Source organism: Candidatus Neomarinimicrobiota bacterium (assembly GCA_012964825.1).
In the GTDB taxonomy this organism is placed as follows: Bacteria; Fidelibacterota; Marinisomatia; order Marinisomatales; family S15-B10; genus UBA2125.
This window is the reverse complement of the sequence record DTTI01000079.1, coordinates 44,878-60,066: the sequence shown is the minus strand read 5'-3', so window position 1 is coordinate 60,066 and position 15,189 is coordinate 44,878. Positions and strand designations below refer to the sequence as shown.

The 15,189-nt window shown below is 46.8% G+C and carries 14 protein-coding genes; 11 read left to right on the top strand and 3 right to left on the bottom strand.

The annotated features are described in order from the left end of the window. The 3 genes from EYO21_08375 to EYO21_08365 form a co-directional block, all read right to left on the bottom strand. On the bottom strand, nucleotides 1-426 hold a 426-nt coding region (locus tag EYO21_08375; GenBank protein HIB03817.1), incomplete at its 3' end, for a hypothetical protein. Beyond that, a complete protein-coding gene (locus tag EYO21_08370) occupies nucleotides 427-1,182 on the bottom strand; it encodes a hypothetical protein (protein HIB03816.1) in 756 nt (251 codons plus the stop codon). Nucleotides 1,183-1,190: 8 nt separating this feature from the next. Then, nucleotides 1,191-1,601 carry a cobalamin B12-binding domain-containing protein gene (locus EYO21_08365; GenBank protein ID HIB03815.1) on the bottom strand — a complete coding sequence of 137 codons (411 nt, stop codon included), beginning with the start codon at nucleotides 1,599-1,601 and terminating at the stop codon, nucleotides 1,191-1,193. A gap of 384 nt (nucleotides 1,602-1,985) precedes the next feature. Here EYO21_08365 and EYO21_08360 point away from each other — a divergent pair, with 384 nt between their 5' ends. The 11 genes from EYO21_08360 to EYO21_08310 all read left to right on the top strand — a co-directional run bounded on the left by EYO21_08360 (nucleotide 1,986) and on the right by EYO21_08310 (nucleotide 15,185). Continuing rightward, nucleotides 1,986-3,440: an N-acetylmuramoyl-L-alanine amidase gene (locus EYO21_08360; protein ID HIB03814.1), complete on the top strand. Its 1,455-nt coding sequence runs from the start codon at nucleotides 1,986-1,988 to the stop codon at nucleotides 3,438-3,440. Between the two features lie 35 nt (nucleotides 3,441-3,475). Next, nucleotides 3,476-4,750, top strand: a complete 1,275-nt coding sequence (locus EYO21_08355; GenBank protein HIB03813.1) for a bifunctional folylpolyglutamate synthase/dihydrofolate synthase — start codon at nucleotides 3,476-3,478, stop codon at nucleotides 4,748-4,750. A 97-nt stretch (nucleotides 4,751-4,847) separates the two neighbouring features. Next, nucleotides 4,848-6,095: a transcription termination factor Rho gene (locus EYO21_08350; protein ID HIB03812.1), complete on the top strand. Its 1,248-nt coding sequence runs from the start codon at nucleotides 4,848-4,850 to the stop codon at nucleotides 6,093-6,095. A 25-nt stretch (nucleotides 6,096-6,120) separates the two neighbouring features. Then, nucleotides 6,121-7,005, top strand: a complete 885-nt coding sequence (locus EYO21_08345; GenBank protein ID HIB03811.1) for a hypothetical protein — start codon at nucleotides 6,121-6,123, stop codon at nucleotides 7,003-7,005. A gap of 15 nt (nucleotides 7,006-7,020) precedes the next feature. Further along, on the top strand, nucleotides 7,021-8,205 hold the full coding sequence (locus EYO21_08340; GenBank protein ID HIB03810.1) for a pyridoxal phosphate-dependent aminotransferase: 1,185 nt from the start codon (nucleotides 7,021-7,023) through the stop codon (nucleotides 8,203-8,205). Nucleotides 8,206-8,214: 9 nt separating this feature from the next. After that, a complete protein-coding gene (gene rpmE / locus EYO21_08335) occupies nucleotides 8,215-8,433 on the top strand; it encodes a 50S ribosomal protein L31 (GenBank protein ID HIB03809.1) in 219 nt (72 codons plus the stop codon). A gap of 76 nt (nucleotides 8,434-8,509) precedes the next feature. Then, a complete protein-coding gene (locus EYO21_08330) occupies nucleotides 8,510-9,580 on the top strand; it encodes a peptide chain release factor 1 (protein HIB03808.1) in 1,071 nt (356 codons plus the stop codon). Continuing rightward, entirely contained in the window at nucleotides 9,577-10,467 is an 891-nt protein-coding gene (gene prmC, locus EYO21_08325; GenBank protein HIB03807.1) for a peptide chain release factor N(5)-glutamine methyltransferase, read from the top strand. The genes EYO21_08330 and prmC overlap by 4 nt, the downstream gene beginning before the upstream one ends. Next, nucleotides 10,464-11,297, top strand: a complete 834-nt coding sequence (locus tag EYO21_08320) for a hypothetical protein (protein HIB03806.1) — start codon at nucleotides 10,464-10,466, stop codon at nucleotides 11,295-11,297. Before prmC ends, EYO21_08320 begins: the two co-directional genes overlap by 4 nt. Nucleotides 11,298-11,301: 4 nt before the next feature. Further along, nucleotides 11,302-14,739, top strand: a complete 3,438-nt coding sequence (locus EYO21_08315; GenBank protein ID HIB03805.1) for a DNA polymerase III subunit alpha — start codon at nucleotides 11,302-11,304, stop codon at nucleotides 14,737-14,739. Further along, nucleotides 14,739-15,185: a D-tyrosyl-tRNA(Tyr) deacylase gene (locus tag EYO21_08310; GenBank protein ID HIB03804.1), complete on the top strand. Its 447-nt coding sequence runs from the start codon at nucleotides 14,739-14,741 to the stop codon at nucleotides 15,183-15,185. Before EYO21_08315 ends, EYO21_08310 begins: the two co-directional genes overlap by 1 nt. Nucleotides 15,186-15,189: the final 4 nt, after the last annotated feature.

Here is a 15,189-nt window from a genome sequence, read left to right as displayed (position 1 = left end):
TCGCGTGGCGCGGATCTCAGACTCATCCTTAACCATGGCAATCCTTTCAACAATTTCGCTGGTAGCTGTCCAGTCACACTCCGGAAAAGTGATCCTTAATTTTTCCATATCACTGACGCTGACGTGGTCCCCTTCAAAGGCAATTTTTTGCTTACCTTTGAAAACATTATGCTTATGAAGAATCTGAATATGCGGGTCGCTACCGATGAGGATCTCCATTCCTTTCACTTGCTGTTTTGACTGAGTGTCGTATCGGCCGTCTGAAACAAACCAGGTCGTATCTTCCAGAATGAGGCAACTCCCGGCTGAACCTGTAAAACCTGATAGGTACCTGACGTTGGTGATGTAGGTAACGTACATCCCATCAAACCCTTCCTCAACGAGACGGGATCTCAGTTCTTCAACCCGGAGTTCTGTAAGAGACAATCAGGCGCTCCCACTGGACTTGAGAAGATCCACGATAATTTTCTTCTCCTTCGCAATGCGTTTTTTGTCCACGCCCTGTTTACGGGACATTTTGGCCAGCACTTCCAGCGCCTGCTCATAGAGCTTTTGACTTTTCAGCACCGACACCAGTGTGAAGGTAGCCAGTTTGGGGGAAATTTCCAGTTCAGACAACGCCACCGCCTCGGCTGTTGCCGACTTTTTTTTCATCGCCCGTTTTTTCGGTGGAGATTTCTTGGCCACCTGTTTTTTTTGCAGTGTTTTTTTTACGCGCTTCTTTGGCTTTGGTTTGATGGCTTTTGCTGCTTTCTGCTTTTTGCGGGACTTGCGAGGTCTCTTTTTTTTCAGTTTCCCTATCGCTTGAAGTGCCAGTTCATTGCCGGGATCCATTTCCAGAATGGCGCTGTAACACTTCATCAGTATCGCTTGAGACCGTTTGAGGCCTGATTGAACTTCAGCCAGTAATAGATAAGCATTGAAAAAACTGGGGTCAAGGGCGATAACTTTTTTCAAGAAAGGTTCGGCGTGTTGCAAATCTTTCCTGGCCATGAGGACGCGAGCCTGGAGAAAAAGTCCTGACAAAGAATCTTCATTATAACCAAGCCCTATTTCACAGACCTGGCCGGCCCGATCCAGATCTTCACTCAGCAGATAGTGCTCAGACAAAACAGGAAACAAGGTGGTATCGAAATTATTGGCGAAATAGAATTCCAGATGTTCAAGGTTTGTTAAATCCACAGTTTATTTCACTCTTTCCAACGGTTTGATTGTACCCAATCGGTAATGTAGTCAACGGTTTCCTGGATCGGCGTACCGGGGCCGAAAAGTTTCCCTACACCCTGTTCAGACAGCTCTCCCATATCTTTGTCAGGAATGATCCCGCCACCAGTTAGCAAAACGTCATTCATACTATTATCCGTCATCAATTCTTTGACTCTCGGGAAGATAGTCATGTGAGCGCCAGAAAGAATTGAAAGCGCAATGACGTCCGCATCTTCCTGCAGTGCCGCATTGACAATCATCTCAGGTGTTTGCCTCAGTCCCAAATAGATTACTTCCATGCCGGCGTCACGATAGGCCCTGGCCAAAACCTTAACGCCCCGGTCGTGTCCGTCCAGACCGGGCTTGGCCATTACTATGCGTATCTTTCTTTCCACGGAACTGATAAAGTCTTGTAAAAGATTAGATCATTCTTGCCTGAGAGCAATTTCGCAACGTCTCCACAAAATCAGAAGGGAAATCACCAACACCCCTTCTGATTCTATTAACACAAAAATACATTCGTGCCATGAGGGTAATAGGAAGATTATTAATTTTTTTCTTTTTGTTTTGGTGCATTCGATCACCAACCCCTTTTCCCCCTTCAAAAAACCGTACGAAGCTCCTGAGAGAATGAAAATGGTAAATTGAGCACTCCCCGGTGGGAAGGAGGGTTCCAAATGGACATATCATTCTGAGCACAGACATATTTGCACGGTAACCGTTTCCAACAATAAATTCCATTCGTGATCCGAGGTAAACTAATCTTCACGTTAGGCGTGATGCTTACGGGCGTGTTGAATGCAAGTTATGTATCCGTCTATTACCCCAACGATCCCAATAAGCGGGAATCTATCGAGACTTTTGCTACAGGCAACACAACCTACATTTCTGGTGCAGATCTTGTGCGTGTGCTCAATGCCAGTGTCTTTAGTAATGTTGCAAGGGGAAAGATTGTCATTTACTTCGGTGGTCACAGGATCAAAGTCTCTGCCCACAGCAGTTTCGTGGTGATTGATGATCAGGTTTACCAGATGCCGTCCTACGCCCTCTCCGACGGTTCGGACATTTACCTTCCCATGCGGCCGTTCATAGCTATCCTACATCGCCACGCCGCACCTGGATTGAGTTACGATATCGGGCGTAACAGTGTGGTGGTTGAGCTGATTACACACAATATTAAGGGTTTGAGCATTGAGGAAAAAGCCAACGGAACAGTCATCCGCCTGGAGTCGACTCGCCAGTTTGAGGAGGGCTCCCTTACCGGTTGGTCAGCGCGAAACAGATGGTTTTATCTCACTGTATCAGGCGGCATTGCTGATTCCGTCGCACTTCGGAAGGCAAAATTGGGCGGTGTCGTCCAAGGCATAACCGTTGATCAGACAGGTCGTTCAGTTCAAGTTGCTTTTCAGCTTAGAACTGAAATCGAAAATTTTGAAATCTATCAAAATAAGGCCCCCAACGAGATTGTTCTGACACTGAGAACTCCCTTAAACTACAGCGCCGAAAAGATCAAAAAACTGAGAGACGCCTGGTACATTGACACAATTGTCATAGATGCAGGTCACGGCGGAAAAGACCCCGGAACTACGGGCAAGTACGGTCTGAGAGAAAAATTCGTCACACTGGACATTGCCAAGCGTCTTGGGAAGCTTATTGAGAAAAACACAAATGCAAAAGTGGTCTACACCAGAGACGAGGACGTGTTTGTCCCTTTATGGGAGCGGACCAAGGTCGCCAATGAAAGTAACGGCAAGCTCTTTATCAGTATTCATGCCAACGCCAACAATAATAGGCGTATTAAAGGATTTGAAACATTTATTCTGAGACCAGGGAAAACAGCTGACGCTGTGGAAGTGGCTGAGCGTGAAAACAGTGCCATCAAACTTGAGGAGGAAGCATCCCGGTACGATCACCTGACGGAAGACAGCTTTATCATTGCATCTCTGATGCAAAATGCCTTCATGAAAGAAAGTGAAGATCTGGCCGCTATGGTTCAATCGGAATTGCGGAAGAGTATTCCCTCACCCGATCGTGGTGTGAAACAGGCTGGATTTTATGTTCTTATCGGCGCTTCAATGCCTCATGCGTACCTAGAAATAGGGTTCCTTTCAAATCCCCTTGAAGAAAAGCAACTCCGCAAGCCCGGTTACCGGCAAAGTATCGCACAAGCCGTTTTCAACGGCGTCCGCAGCTTCAAAGACAAATATGAGCGCGTCCTGGCAGACGAAGGCTAAGACCTTTTCAGGCGTCTCGTCACCCAAGCCTCATCTTGTCTTCCCTCGATAAAGCTACGTTAGACTATCTCTATTCTCTTCGGCGCAGGGGAATCAAGATAGGGCTCCACCGCACAGAGATGTTGCTGAAACGGTGCAAAAACCCTCATCACGGCCTCCCTGTCATTCATATTGCGGGGACCAATGGAAAAGGGTCCACTGCCGCCATGACCTCTTCCATTCTCAGATCAACGGGCCGGAAAGTGGGACTCTACACATCTCCTCACCTGGTGAGGTTCAATGAAAGAATTCGAGTCGGAGGAATCCCCATCCCCGATGAGTGGATTGTCTCATTTCTGAAGAAATATCGTGGTGAGATTGACACCCTCGGCTCCACCTTCTTTGAAACCACCACCGCCATGATGTTCAGCTACTTCGCTGATGAGGCGGTGGATATTGCGGTGGTAGAAGTTGGCCTGGGCGGGCGGCTCGATTCCAGTAACGTTTCTGAATCTATTGTTTCGGTACTTACTCCCATAGATTTTGACCACATGGAATTTCTCGGTGGTGATCTCCCATCCATTGCAAGGGAGAAGTGCGGGATATTAAGAAAAGATGTGCCAGTGGTAACGGCTCCTCAACACGAGAAAGTGATGTCTGTCATCGAATCATCCTCGAAAGACAAGGAGTGTCCTCTCTTTTTGACATCAGAGGTATGTCCAGTTGCCGCAGCTGTTCAAAGCCCCAATGGCAGTCGTTTTGCTATCGGTGAAACATCAATAGATCTACCTCTATTTGGGAAATATCAGGTGATAAATGCACAGACCGCCATAGCGGCGTGTAGTCTCTTTGATCCCAAACTCGGCGATGATGTTGTGAAAATAGGACTGACAAAAATTGTATGGCCAGGAAGACTTCAAAAATTGAGCGAAAATCCATTGGCTTATTATGATGTGGGGCACAACCCTCACGGTATCAGTGCCGCAGCCGGATCTCTGAGAGAAATTTTCCCCAAAGCCAACTTTGGTGCAATTTGCGGATTCAAGAAAAACAAGGACCTCGACGGCATCACAACTGTTCTTAAAAAATACTTCAATCAGATCATAACCGTTCAGCCCGACCACGGCGAATTTCACTCTGCCGAAATAGTGGCCGCTTCTTTGAAAAAAGCGGATATTCCTGCTGAAGCGTGTCAATCTGTGACTGAAGGTCTAGAGCGGTGCAAGTCGGGAAATAGGAGCGTGGACCTGTGGTTTATATTTGGTACACATTATATAGCGGAGGACGTATTCAGCGTCTTTCATTTTCCCTTTGACAAAGGCGAGATTTAGCCTAAATTAAATTAGAGGCTGCCTTTTTAAGGTTTTTATCACTGCCGATTTCATAGAATTCCAGTAACTCAATAAATTAATTAGTGGATTTTATCTCATGGATGTAACCCAGTTACAGGGCCAGAAGATCAAGGAATTAACCAAGCTCGCTCAGGAGATGGAAGTTTCCGGTTATTCCGGTCTGAAGAAACAACAATTGATCATGCGCATTCTCGAAACCAGTGCCGAGAAAGAAGGGAAACTGTTTTCTTCTGGCGTTATCGAGGTGATGAAGGAGGGATACGGCTTCTTGCGATCGCAGGATTATAACTACCTCCCAGGGCCTGATGACATCTATGTCTCCCCTTCCCAGATAAAAAGATTCAATCTCCGCACCGGTCATCTGGTGGCCGGACAGATCCGCAATCCCAAGGATAACGAACGTTTCTACGCCCTACTAAAAGTTGAAACAGTGAACGGCGAGGCACCGGATCAGGTCAAAAAAACTATTCTGTTTGATAGCCTCAAGCCACTTTACCCTGAAGAACGGATCAACCTTGAAGGGGAATCGAAGGAATTTTCGATGCGAATCCTTGATCTCATGGCGCCTATCGGCAAAGGTCAGAGAGGACTAATCGTCGCCCAGCCGAAGACGGGAAAAACAATGCTTCTGCAAAAAATCGCCAATACCACACTTAAGAACCATCCTGAAATTAAGATTATTATCCTACTCGTTGCGGAGCGGCCGGAAGAAGTGACAGACATGGAGCGGAGCGTTGAAACCGAAGTGGTGAGTTCTACTTTTGATGAGCCGCCTGAACGGCACGTTCAGGTGGCGGACATGGCCCTAGAAAAGGCCAAGCGGATGGTAGAGAGCGGCCACGATGTGATGATACTTCTTGATAGTGTTACCCGCCTCGGCCGCGCCCACAACGCGGTGATTCCGCACAGTGGAAAAATCCTTTCAGGCGGTGTAGATGCCAATGCTCTTCATCGCCCCAGGCGCTTTTTCGGCGCAGCCCGGAACACAGAGGAAGGAGGAAGCCTCACAATTATTGCAACAGCGCTCATTGATACAGGCAGCAGAATGGATGATGTAATCTTTGAAGAGTTTAAGGGTACCGGCAATATGGAGCTCGTTCTCGATCGCCGCCTCAGTGACCGTCGGTTGTTCCCATCCTTTGACCTTATACGTTCAGGGACACGGAAAGAAGAACTTTTACTTTCCAAAAAAGAACTTTCAAGAGTTTGGATTCTAAGAAAGATTTTGAGCGACATGACTCCAATAGAAGCAATGGAATTTCTCCTCGACAGAATGAGGCGAACAGAAAATAACAAAGAATTTTTGGATACAATGAATAACTAATCAATGTCTGTCTTTATATCCTCTTGTGTCTAAGGATCAATCTTATATAAAATCAGTCGTCGCCCGCCTCTCCACCGATAAACCGGTTAGAAAGACGTCTTATCAGGTTAAGGGCGTTCTCATGAGAGAATTCCCGGATGACCCCATCGTCCCTTTTATCAACGGCTCTTACCGCAATGACTTTCTGTATCCCCGTGTACAGGTCAAGATACTAAATGAACAAATATATTTTATTGGAGTCAAGGAAGGAGTGGAGTCCATTGAGTCCATGGTTGAAAAACTCGACATTTTGAATTTCGGCAACATCACTTTCAAGGTCGAGAGTGTCGACACTGAAGTTTGTGATGATGGTTTAGGATCGACCGATAAAACAATCCAGTACAAATTTCTCACTCCGTGGATCGCTCTCAACCAGATTAACCTGAAACGCTATAAAGCATTAACAGATAAAGATCGTTTAATACTGCTGAGACGTCTGCTGAGTCAGAATATTGCTTTCGTTGGAAAGGAGGTCGGTCTTACACTTGAAAAAAGAATTTTCGTAGATCTTTCTCTGGAATCGCTCCAGACCAATTTGATGGATGAAGGAAAAATGGGCAGCTTTGATGGTAAATTCAGAACTAACTTTATTTTGCCGAACTTTATCGGCCTGGGGAACGGGATCACCAAAGGTTATGGTGTACTATTCAGTCAATTCAATCCGATAGACTTTTCCTTAGAAGAACTGGAGCTGGCAAACAACCAGTCTGATGATGACGAACCAGTAGGAGAATTGCCCGAGGGTTGGGAGGATGAAGCCATCGATCCAAATGACATCCCTCAAAGTAAGCGGCTCAAGAACTCCGAAAAAGGGAAAGGGACGAAAGAGCCTAACTTCAACACTTCCAAATATCATTCCAAGACGCATTGATCCCGAATAATCCTTATGATCGCTGAAAGAGTCCAGCGGATCCAACCATCTTTCACTCTGGAGATGACAGCGCGGGCTGCTGATTTAAGGAATAACGGTGTAGATGTAATTGACCTTGGCGTCGGTGAACCCGATTTCAACACACCTGAAAATATCCGCCAGGCGGCCATTCGCGCAATGGCTGGCGGTCATACAAAGTACACACCCGGAAGAGGAACAATGGAACTTCGCGAAGCGATCTGCAAAAAACTGAAGCGCGACAATAATCTGGATTACACCCCGAATCAGATCATTGTTTCAAACGGCGCCAAGCATTCCCTCAGCACACTCTGCCAAGCTGTACTAAACCCCGGGGATAAAGTCATTGTCTTTGCACCCTACTGGGTTTCATTTCCCGAATTTATCCGGCTGGCGGATGGTGAACCTATCATTGTACAAACTATGACCGAGAACAATTTTTCTCCTGACTGGAATGATCTTGAGTCAAAAGTCACATCTAAAATTTCCGCAATTATCATTAACTCGCCTTCCAATCCGACGGGAGCAGTCTGGGACAAAGAGACAGTTACAAGACTTCTTGAACTTGCCGCCAAACACAATTGGCTGGTGATTTCTGACGAATGCTACGAACGCCTCGTCTATGATGCCCCCTTCACCAGCACGGAGGCCCTGAATGACGTGGGAGCCAATGTGGTAACAATTCAGAGCTTATCCAAAACTTATGCCATGACTGGATGGCGGATCGGATATGCGGCCGGAGATGCTACAATCGTCAGCGCTATGGCGAAAATACAGGGACAGGCGACATCTTGCCCCAACTCCATTGCACAAAAAGCTGCCGTGGAGGCACTCACCGGTGATCAGACTGAAGTTGAAACTATGTGCAAAATTTTTGCGAAACGTCGTGATGCAATGATTAACCGCCTCAACTCCATTCCCAATTTCTCCTGCGCCAAACCGGGGGGCGCATTCTATGCATTCCCCGATGTGAGTCAGTACATCGGCCTAGCCGCAGATGGGAAGATAATCAACAGTTCTTTTGCCCTAAGTGATTATATTTTGGACAGCGCAAAGACGGTGACTGTCGCCGGTTCCGGCTTCGGGTCAGAGGGCTACATCAGGCTCTCTTACGCCACCGATGAGGCAGTTTTTTTGGAAGGCATCGACATGCTTGAAAAGGCGTTGAGTGATCTGAATTAGAGGAAAGAAATGAAAACTGAGATTCATCCTGAATACACGCTCGGTACAGTGACCTGCGCATGTGGCAACAGGTTCCAAGTGCGAAGCACCGTGGGCGATATGCGAGTGGAAATCTGCTCCGCATGCCACCCGTTTTTCTCCGGTCAGCAAAAACTGGTTGACACCGCCGGCCGTATCGAAAAGTTCAAGAAAAAATACGCAAAGCTGAACGCCAAAGGCGAACAGTAACCAGACAAACACAACGGTTTCTGATGTCATCGGATAGAGATGGCCGGGAACCGTTTTTTTATGCCCAGAAACTTCTGTGAGAGATAAAGTCAAACAGATCATTAAAAGATACGAAGCTGTTACTGCACAGCTGGCCGAACCTGAAATTGCGTCTGACCCGGGTAGATACCGCGAACTGGCGAAAGAACACCACGACCTGGGGCCAGTATCCAAAAAAGGGGGCGAGTATATCAGTGTCACGGATCAAATTGATGAAGATGAAGCTATTCTGCAAGGTGACGATGAAGAGCTGAAAGATCTGGTGCAGGAGGAGATTGAAGGATTAAGGGACGAAGCCCTAAAGCTGGAAGAGGAGCTGAAGGTTCTTCTGCTATCTAAAGATCCGCTGGATGAAAAAAATACCATCATGGAGATCCGGGCTGGGACGGGTGGTGAAGAAGCAGCCCTTTTTGCCGCTGACCTTTATCGCATGTACGGCCATTTTGCGGAGCAAAACGGGTGGAACATCAAACTGATTGCAGCAAATGTAACAGGTAACGGCGGCTACAAAGAGGTGATCTGCTCCTTTCAAGGTGACACTATTTTCGGTAAACTAAAATACGAGGGGGGCGTTCATCGGGTGCAGCGTGTCCCCGCTACAGAGACCAGCGGGCGCATCCACACATCAGCCGCCACGGTCGCCGTCCTGCCAGAAGCTGATGAGGTTGATATTAAGATCAATCCCCAAGATTTGCGTATTGACACCTTTCGAGCGTCAGGAGCCGGTGGTCAGCATGTGAATAAGACAGAGTCGGCTATCAGGATCACTCACATTCCCACCGATACTGTGGTCACCTGTCAAGATGAAAAATCGCAGCACAAAAATCGTGTGGCGGCAATGAAAGTTTTAAGATCCCGTCTTCTGGCTCGCGAGCGGGAAAAACAGCAGTCAAAGCGGGCGGAGGCGAGAAAAACCATGGTGTCCACTGGAGACCGGAGTGCAAAGATCCGTACTTACAATTTTCCTCAAGGACGGGTGACAGACCACCGCATAGAATTGACCCTTTACAGGCTTGAGGAAATTATGAACGGTGATCTCACCGAGCTCATCGAACAACTAAAGATTGCTGATCAGCTGGAACAGTTAAAAGCGGAAAATCTCAGTTGACATACCTGGCTCCACTTGCCACAGTTCAGGAAAACGTCACGGTTCGACGGGTTTTGGATGCAGGTGTAAAATTGCTGACTGATACAAGAACTGATGCACCGAAGGCTCGGGCAGAATGGCTCCTCTCCTCCCTCCTCAAACTTTCCAGATCTCAACTCCACATGGAAGCGGACCGCCACCGCCTCACCCACCAACAAAAAAACACCTTTAGAGCCTGGCTGAGGCGCTCTGCTGCCGGCGAACCGGTTCAGTACATAACAGGTGAAACGGAATTTTTTGGCCTGCCGTTCACTCTCACTGAAAATGTCCTCATACCGCGGCCTGAAACAGAGCGGCTGGTTGAAATTGCAATTGATGAAGCAAATACAAGTAAGGCATCTTCCATATTGGATATCGGTACGGGTTCCGGCGCTGTTGCCATCAGTCTCGCCCGCTCACTTAAAGAGATTTCTGTTGCGGCAACTGACAATAATCGAAGTGCTCTGAAGGTGGCGCATCTGAATGCTGAAAAAAACGGCGTCGCTTTAAGGATTGAGTTCTTTGATCATGACATTCTGAACGATCATATAGAAATTTGTTTTGATATCATCCTCAGCAATCCGCCTTACGTGCCGCTGAAAGAGTATAAAACACTTCAGGATAATGTCCGGTGTTTTGAACCGAGAGAGGCATTGACGGATGACGCTGACGGTCTAACTTTTTACAGAAAATTCGCCAGCGAAGGGAAAAACTGGCTCCGGGAAGGTGGCACGATGATTTTAGAGGTGGGCCGTGGTGAACACCCATTTCGCACTAAGGAACTGTTTGAGTCAGCGGGGTGGGCTAAGGTTGAACTGCTAAAAGACTACAACGGAGATCCGAGAGTGCTGAAAGCGAAACGGCCATGAATAGCGTCCTGGCTGCAATCAGGCTCTTTAGACCCGTGAACCTTCTACTGGGTGCGCTGGCGGTCGCCGTTTCTGCGGCGCTAGTTGACGCCCTGGACCAGGTCGTTCTCCTCATAAAAGGGATCCTTGTGGTGGTGTCTCTCATAGCCGCAGCCAACGCATTTAACGATTATCACGATCTGGAGGCTGACAGGATAAACCAAACGAACAGACCATTGCCAAAGGGTGACCTTTCTCCAAAAACTGCATTGATACTCTCCATCCTACTTTTCCTGATGGGCGCGGGAATCTCATTTACCATGAACACCGAATCTTTCATCATTGCCGCAGTTGTTGCTCTTCCACTCATGGTGGTCTACAGTTTATGGCTGAAAGGGTCAGTTTTAATCGGTAACATTATTGTGGCAGCAATCATCGGACTGGCATTTCTATTTGTGGGAGCACTGTTCAGTGAATTGAACCGGATGATAACGCCGTCACTGCTGGCATTTGGGTTTACAGTGGTAAGAGAATTCATCAAAGATATGGCTGACGCAGAAGGGGACCGCGCCGCTGGGCTAACTACCTTCCCCGTGAAATTTGGTTTAGAAACATCGGCAAGGGTTGCTATCGTGATAACTACTCTTTTCATGGCCCTCTTAGCCGTTCCGTATTTAATGAACATCTACAGTGAAAAATATCTTGTGGCGGCAATCCTGGGAATTGGCATTCCACTCGCATATATCATAAGTTTGCTTGTGAAATCTCCCTCCTCAAACAACTGTCATACCGCTTCGCAGATACTGAAACTTTCCGTTTTTCTTGGTCTGCTGGCTATTTATCTCGGCTGAGGCTATGGCTTCAGAATTCGTACACCTCCACAACCATACAGACTATAGCCTTCTTGATGGTGCTCAGAAAGTACCCACACTTTTAGATACAGTTACTGATCTGAACATGGATGCCGTAGGTGTCACAGAACACGGTAATATGTTTTCCGCCATCGCTTTTTACAAAGCGGCAAGAAAAGCAGGCGTCAAACCTATTATCGGCTGTGAAGCGTACGTGGCACAGGGTGATCGGTTCGACAAAACACCCAAACGAGACGGCGGATGGGGTAATAACCATCTTGTACTGCTGGCACAGAACTACACTGGCTACAAGAACCTCATGAAACTCACCACCGCCGGATATCTTGAAGGATTTTATTACAGGCCCAGGGTTGACAAACATCTCCTGAAAGAATACAGCGAAGGGATCATTTGTCTATCGGCATGTTTGAAAGGAGAGATACAGGAATGCGCTGTTAAGGACGATCTGAATGGTGCCAAGCGGACTGCTATAGAATATGCGGAAATCTTTCCCGGGCGGTTTTATCTGGAACTTCAGAATCACAACATCCCGGAAGAAGATATCTCCCGCACCGCCATCAGTAAACTGGCAAAAGAACTGGACATCCCTCTGGTTGCCACCAACGACTGCCACTACGCTCTCCAGGAGCACTGGGAAGCACACGACATCATGTTCTGCCTTGGAACAGGCAAGGATAGGAATGACCCTAAGCGCCAGCGATACGCCACTTCAGAATTCTATTGTAAATCTCAAGATGAGATGTGGAAACTTTTCAAAGATTATCCTGGCGCAATGGAAAACACTCGATTGATTGCCGATTCATGTGATCTGGAGATACCGCTGGGGGAATACCTCTTGCCCACATTTCCCATACCTGAGGACGCTGGAGCAACCACACCCGACGATTTCCTCTCACTTTCCTGCCAAAAAGGACTGGAAAATCTCTATCCGTCAGTCACCCCTGAACTCAAATCTCGCCTTGACTATGAACTAGACGTTATCCAAAAAATGGGTTTTGCCGGTTATTTCCTTATCGTCATGGATTTTGTCAAATATGCCAAAGATAACAAAATTCCTGTGGGGCCCGGCCGGGGTTCAGTGGCGGGGAGTCTGGTGGCCTTTTGTCTCGGTATTACTACCATTGACCCCATTAAATACAATCTGATTTTTGAGCGATTCCTCAATCCCGAACGGATTTCCATGCCAGACATTGACATCGATTTTTGTTACGAACAGCGGCCCCAGGTCATCGATTATATCAAGGAGCGATATGGTGAAGATTCGGTGACTCAAATTATAACGTTCGGCAAATTGAAAGCCCGCCAGGTTGTTCGTGATGTAGGACGTGTGCTGGGAATGAACTTCGGTGAAGTTGACAAAATAGCCAAATCCATCCCTGCCGGTCCCGGTGTTTCTCTGGACTCAGCCCTGGAGATTAGTAACGAACTTCAGGAATACACTGAAAAAGACGATCAACACAAAGATCTGATCAATTATTCAAGGACACTGGAAGGGATGAATCGACACGTGTCAACCCACGCGGCTGGTGTGGTAATTGCACCAGGCGATCTCACCGACTATATCCCCCTCTATAAATCGCCCCAAGGCGATATTACCTCCCAGTACGACATGAAGGATCTGGAAGATCTGGGTCTTCTGAAAATGGACTTCCTTGGCCTGAGGAATTTGACAGTCATCGATCAAACAATTTCTCTTCTCAAGACAAAAGGAATCAAACTTGATATTGAAAAACTGCCGTTGGACGATGAGGCTGTGTTTAAACTGTTTTCCCAGGGCAAGACCGTTGGTGTATTTCAGTTTGAGTCTGCCGGTATGAGGGAATATCTGAAAAAGCTAAAGCCGACCTCACTGCAGGATCTTATTGCCATGAACGCTCTATACCGCCCTGGCCCCATGGAGAACATTGATGAATTCATCAAAAGAAAACATGGTAAAAAGAAGATTAAACACATTCATCCCGATCTGAAACCGATTCTTGAAGAGACTTACGGGATTATCGTCTACCAGGAACAAGTGATGCAGATCGCCAACAGCATCGCAGGTTTTTCATTGGCACAGGCGGATATGATGCGCCGGGCCATGGGGAAAAAACAAAAAAAGCTCATGACAGACCAAAGAGAGGCTTTCATCGAAGGTGCGATTGGCCAAGGAACGGACAAGAAGAAGGCGAAGGAGATCTATGATCTAATTGAAAAGTTTGCTCAATACGGTTTCAATAAAAGTCACTCTACCGCTTACGCCTGTATCTCCTACCGGACAGCCTATCTGAAAACGCATCACCCCGCCGAATTCATGGCGGCAAACCTAACTAGTGAAATGACCAACACAACTCGTGTGGTGACTCTTCTAAATGAATGCCAGAAACTGAAAATCACAATTCACCCGTCCGATGTAAATGAATCAGACATCAACTTTAAAGCTGTGGATGAAAAAACTATCTCTTTCGGACTGAATGCGATCAAGAATGTCGGTTCAAAAGCTCTTAAGAACATCCTGTCTGTGAGAGATGAGCAAGACCACTTTAACACACTCTTCGACTTTTGCGAGCATCTCGACTTACGGATTGTAAACAAGAAAGTACTGGAAAGTCTAGTGGCCGCCGGCGCCATGGACTCACTAGAGGGGAATCGAGCACAACAATACGCTGCCGTTGAATCAGCGCTTAAGTTCACCCAACAGATGCAGGCTAACGCCAATGATAATCAATTTTCAATGTTTGGGAGTGAGACCTCAGAATCTCAGATAATTGTAAAACCTACTCTCCCAGAGGTATCCGACTGGAGTGAGACTGAAAAGCTAAATCGTGAGAAAGAGTTGATGGGCTTTTATCTAACAGGCCATCCACTGCTCGAATATGCTGATACACTGGAGAAATATTCTAATTTCGATTTTTCAGATGCTCCTGACGATATCGAAATTGAACAGATCCGGGTTGGGGGAATTATACGGGACATTCGCCATCACTTCGACAAAAAGAATCAGCAGATGGCTTTCTTTAATCTGGAATGCCTAGGCGGTTCTGTTGATGTACTTGTTTTTCACAAGGCATTCAATAATTTCAAACAGCTCATAAGTGACGGTGGTCTCATCTTTGTCAAAGGTCGCTCTACTTCACGCCTGTCGGATGATACACCAAAAATGATTGCTGAATCCATTGAGTCACTTGATGAAGTCCAGGGAAGAAATCAGTCCACGGTAAATATTGTGGTAGAGGTCGACAAAATGAAAGAGACAGATGTAGACGCACTCTATCAGTTAACCAAAAGTCACGCCGGAAATTCACCTGTCTTTTTTCATCTTTACAATGATGAGGGCAACGGCAAAAAGTTTTACGCCAAAACTGTAAAGGTCACTCCAGACGAAACATTTATCTTAAAGCTCAAGGGGCTTTATGGTGATCAAAATGTCTGGGTGGAGTGATGATTGCTCTGCTCCAGCGTGTATCGAAAGCAGAAGTCACCATCAACGATAAAACCACCGGAGACATCGGCCTGGGTCTCCTCATTTTTCTAGGTGTTTTCCAGAAAGATTCACGGGAAGATATAAAATTTCTGACGAATAAAATTGTTAACCTCCGCATTTTCAATGATGGGAACGGGAAAATGAACAAGTCGATTTTGGATATTACAGGTGCCGTTTTGGTGGTAAGCCAATTCACACTGTGTGCAGACACCAAAAAAGGACGGAGGCCAAGCTTCATCAAAGCAGCTCGACCTGGGCTGGGTGAAGAACTCTACAAAAATTTTATCCAAGCTCTCAAAGAAAGAGGTCTTTCTGTTGCCACGGGGATTTTCGGTGCCATGATGGAAGTGCACCTTGTCAACGATGGCCCCGCTACTTTTGTGTTGGATAGTAAAATCAGTTAGATAC

What these genes read in the sequence shown, in the direction of transcription:
- EYO21_08320 (HIB03806.1), top strand. Translation starts at nt 10,464, where the DNA reads ATGAATAGCGTCCTGGCTGCAATCAGGCTCTTTAGACCCGTGAACCTT.
- EYO21_08310 (HIB03804.1), top strand. Translation starts at nt 14,739, where the DNA reads ATGATTGCTCTGCTCCAGCGTGTATCGAAAGCAGAAGTCACCATCAAC.
- EYO21_08340 (HIB03810.1), top strand. Translation starts at nt 7,021, where the DNA reads ATGATCGCTGAAAGAGTCCAGCGGATCCAACCATCTTTCACTCTGGAG.
- EYO21_08315 (HIB03805.1), top strand. Translation starts at nt 11,302, where the DNA reads ATGGCTTCAGAATTCGTACACCTCCACAACCATACAGACTATAGCCTT.
- EYO21_08350 (HIB03812.1), top strand. Translation starts at nt 4,848, where the DNA reads ATGGATGTAACCCAGTTACAGGGCCAGAAGATCAAGGAATTAACCAAG.
- EYO21_08360 (HIB03814.1), top strand. Translation starts at nt 1,986, where the DNA reads ATGCTTACGGGCGTGTTGAATGCAAGTTATGTATCCGTCTATTACCCC.
- rpmE (HIB03809.1), top strand. Translation starts at nt 8,215, where the DNA reads ATGAAAACTGAGATTCATCCTGAATACACGCTCGGTACAGTGACCTGC.